The sequence below is a fragment of the Enterococcus sp. AZ103 genome, from assembly GCF_051714685.1.
Classification (GTDB): domain Bacteria; phylum Bacillota; class Bacilli; order Lactobacillales; family Enterococcaceae; genus Enterococcus_A; species Enterococcus_A alishanensis.
In genome coordinates this window covers 1-4,784 of record NZ_JBIOSI010000006.1, presented here as the reverse complement: position 1 = coordinate 4,784, position 4,784 = coordinate 1, and the positions used below count along the sequence as shown (strand labels likewise).

Genomic DNA, 4,784 nt, shown 5'->3' with positions numbered 1-4,784 from the left:
CCTTTTCAGAACTTAGAGAAACAATATTTAATTGTTCGACAAAAGAAAAAAAAGGGATAGATATTCAAAAAAAACAGTTAACAGTTACTTTTAAAAATTTTCAAGAGCAACTGGCTCCAAAAGATCAACAAATTATTTCCGTATTACTAAAAGCTACCGATAGACCCATTACTAGAAAAGAATTGTCAAATATATTGTGGCATAAATGTACAAATGCTACTTTAAGTCAACTCTCATTACGAATAGGCAAAATAAATAAACAAATTTTTAATGAATATGGTGTGGAATCTGCTATCCAAACATTATGGGGTAAAGGTTACTATTTCAAAGAACTTTTCTATGCAAATATAAATTAAATTAGATAGGAGTAAATTTTTATGAGTAAGAAAAAGATAGCAGTTTATTTGTCTTTGTTTGCCTTGCTATTCAATTCTTTTTTACAACCCGGAGTTGTTTTAGCTGAGGAGTTAACAACGTCTACTGAAGAACCAGCGGGAAGTAATACGTCAGGCACTTTGGAAGAGTCAACGATTCCCTCGGCAGATTCTAGTAGTTTAGAAAGTTCAGCAACAACATCTAGTAAAATTGATACAGAAGACCCTGTAAGTTATGAAGGTGAGGTGACAAACCCAAGAATAACTTATAATGCAAACGGTGGATCAAACTCTGGTGTAGTTAAAAACGATCAAATCGCTCTAAACGGTGCATATACTGTAGGTACTGTTGGAACAGGAGCGGATCAATTAAATTTCACAGCTCCAAGTCCATCTAAACAAATTTTTGATGGATGGAATACAGATCCTAATGGTGGAGGAGATAGCTATTCGTCAGGTGAAGTGGTTGATTCTTGGCCATACAGTACGGATACTATTCTATATGCTCAATGGGCAACTGCTTCTACAGTATCGTACAATTTGAACGGTGCAACTAGTCAGTCGACACCTGCAAGTCAATTTGGAAAATCTGGGACCACCGTTACGGTACCTAGTATACCTACAGATTTGGTAATGAAAGAAAATACTAGTGCAGCGGGGACATGGACGACTAACGCCGATGGAACGGGAACTGAGTATTCGCCAGGTAGCTCTTATACTTTAACGGATAGCAATACCATTCTGTATTTAAAAATTGTTGCTAATCCTTTTGATGCAGATGCAACTTTAACCTTCAACTTAGATGGTGGTACTACTACAGATACAGATCTCACAAATGGAATTAAAACTAATGTCAGTAATGACTATAAAGTAAGTCTGCCTTCCGCTACGCCGACCAAAACAAATTATACTTTTGCAGGATGGTCCATTAATAACAAGACTTATGCTGCTTCATCTGAAGTTACTTTAACATACTCTACTGTCGCAAAAGCGTTATGGACACCGATACAATATGTTTTATATGAAAATGGATTGCCTTCAGGATCTAGTGATACTGTGGCAGGGATGCCATCTAATACACAAGTTCCTGCGAATGGAGCAAAATATACAGTACCCAACAATGTACCTACAAGGACTTCTAATGATGGAAGTGGGACTATATATAAATTTGAATATTGGAGATTAGATAATACTCAGAATATCGCACCAGGTGGTCAATGGAGCACTAACAAACAAGTTGCAACATGGCATTTTGTCGCGATATGGTCTTCATTTAATCCAACATCCCAATGGACTGTTTCGTTAAATTCTAATAGCGCAACTGGGGGAGCCAAACCATATGAGTATACTTATGTTGATAAAGGAAAAGCATTAATTATTCCTGGTAGAGGAAGTATGGTTAAAAGTGGATTCACTTTTGTCGGATGGTCAGATGGCACTACTGTATATTCTGCAGGTGATAGTTATACTCCTACAGGTAATATAACCCTTACTGCTGAATGGATGGAGAATAGTACACAGGGAACCATAAAGTTCATTACACAATCTAAAAGTGGAAGTAATCCTTCTGCTCAAACTGGAACTGCGGGAGATCAAATTAAGTTACCCGATATTCCTGTAGATAATACTCCTCCGCAAGAAGGATACGTTTTTTGGGGATGGGCTAAAGACAAAAATGCAACAGTTCCCGACTATTATGCTGGGAAATCTTATACCCTATCAACAGGAATAACTACACTTTACGGTGTGTGGACAGGTTCACTATCTGAATATTGGACACAAATCAAGGTGAATGTTGATGGAGCAGATGGAAGTTTACCAGAAGGTATAAAATCAAATAATTTTTATGAACTTACTAGCGCTACTGACACCCATCTGTTTACTGTACCTACAATAACAAAAACAGGATACACATTAACGGGATGGTACTATAGTAAGGATGCAAAGACATACCAACCAGGTGATACTATAAGTTTAGCAAACATTGCAGAAACTAAAAATCCTGGAACGTTAACAGCTAAATGGGATCCTATCACATATAAAATAACCTATGATAAAGGAGACGCCACTGGTGGTGCAGTTCCAACTACTGACACGATCACTGTAAATTATAATAAATCCTATACAGTTCTTAAAAACACGAATTCCTTAGTAAAAGACGGATATACCTTTATAGGTTGGACTGATGGAACAAATATTTACACACCTGGTCAGAACCTTTCTCCAACAAAGGATATAGTCTTGAAACCTGCTTGGAAAAAAAATCCTAGTGGTGGCGGAGGCGGAGGAACTATTGGAAATGTCAATATTATGTATGTTGCATTGGAAAGTGGTGTGACGGGTGATCTGCCAGATTCTGTAAATGTAGTGGGAAATTATACTACTAGTTATACTGTAGCTAATCCAAAAAGTAATTTCTCTTATCCAGGATATACCTTTTCTGGTTGGTATTTATTAGATTCTACGGGTCAAAAGATATTTTATTCCCCAGGGTCGTCTTTTGTTGTTGGAAATACTAATTTAATTTTTTATGCGGCATGGACAAAAGAAGTACCAGTTCCTGAAAACTCTTATAAAGTAGAGTTTAATGGAAATAAAAATACATCAGGACTGGTTCCGGATAGTCAATACGTACTAAAAGGTAGTAGTACAAAACTACCAAGTTCTAATACTTTAGTCAGGGACGAATTTAAGGATAATAATGCCTCTACTGGAACTATTGAAACAAACCCTTATATTTTTGTGGGCTGGAGTAAAAATAAGGATGCCAAAGCAAATGATTCAGATGTTCTTCTTGCAGGAACATCTATTACGCCAACTTCTGATGAAGTTTATTATGCAATTTGGGATTTAAAAGTGAAAGATATAACTTTAACATATGATGGAAATGGGAATACTGGTGGAACACCTCCAGCCAGTGTGACTGAGAAACGTTATACAGAAGGAAAAATTGATAGTTTAAATCAAGGTTCAACACTCACAAAATCTGTTGTAGTATCGGGGGAACTAACAACTTATGTATTTGCTGGATGGAATACGAAAGCTGATGGTACAGGAACTGATTATTACTCAGGTTCATTGTTCAATTTTCCTCAGGATACAACACTTTATGCTAAATGGGTGCCAATAAAATCAACTTCTTTAGCTCGAATTATCTATCTTGGTAATGGTCAGACCTCTGGAGATTTTATTCGATATGATGACACTTCTGCTAGTAGTTATACAATCAAGGGTGCAGGAAACATGGCTAAAAGTGAACATATATTTACTGGATGGAATACAAAAGCTGATGGCACAGGAACTAGCTACAATGCCGGAGAATCTATTACGACAAGTGATCACACGAGTTTAGTTTTGTATGCTCAATGGGAAAAAGCAGCCAGTGGAATAAATGTTATCTATAATGGAAATGGTAATACTTCAGGCAGCCTTCCAGATTCATTTAATGGGCCTAAAGGATCCAACGTTACTCTTGCAAGTTCTGCAGATGTTACTGCACTAGGATTGAAAAAAACTGGTTATATGTTTGCAGGGTGGTCAAAAAATATTGCAGGAACAGGAACACAGTATGTTGCTGGTCAATCGTATACCTTTAATGAAAATACTATTTTATATGCGATTTGGGCAGAGGATGGGAACTATATAGCGACCCCATCTGAAGTTACCTATCATCCTAACTATAATGGAGTCTCAGATACTTACAATGTAAAAGGATCTGTAGACAGCACAGCTACTGTTGATGGGACTAATATTCTTCATGGACATAAAGTTGTCGCACAAGAAATAAATGGTGGCGTATATTTAGGTGAAGATTATACGGTGGCTTCTTATTCTACTACGGGACTTCCTAATAGAACAAATTACGCTTTTGCTGGTTGGTCTACAGACCCTAAAGCTACTAAAGCAATGTATTCATCTGAACAAGTTATTAATATGAATACTACTAGTTTAGATTTGTATGCCGTTTGGGTGCCAGGAACCTATCAAATTATTTTTGATAAAAATGCTGCAGATGCTACTGAAACCATGAATAACCAAACAGTCTCCTACGATAAAGATACAAATCTAAATATGAATCAGTATAAACGACCAGGCTACTCTTTTACTGGTTGGACTACTAATTCAGATGGTTCAGGCGATACCTATGAAGATAAAGTTAGCATCAAAAATTTAGCAGAAGTAGATGAAAGCATCACATTATATGCTCAATGGTCTGGTAATAAAGAAAATAGTATTCTATTTGATTTAAATGCAGACAATGATCCTAACGCAGCAACAGATCAAAAGGATATTCTGAACTTAGCAACAGGGTCAAGCTATGATCTTTCTACAGGCATCAAAGATGCCAGTCGTACAGGGTATAAATTTACAGGTTGGTATACAGATGCAACAGGCTCCACTAAGATGCCG

The 4,784-nt window shown here is 36.8% G+C and carries 2 protein-coding genes; both read left to right on the top strand.

Features of this window, described 5'->3' with window-relative positions; all coding sequences use genetic code 11:
• A partial coding sequence (locus ID741_RS19905; RefSeq protein WP_438721395.1) for a winged helix-turn-helix domain-containing protein occupies positions 1–356 on the top strand: 356 nt, incomplete at its 5' end.
• A gap of 21 nt (positions 357–377) precedes the next feature.
• The coding region (locus ID741_RS19900) for an InlB B-repeat-containing protein (protein WP_438721394.1) at positions 378–4,784 on the top strand (4,407 nt) is incomplete at its 3' end.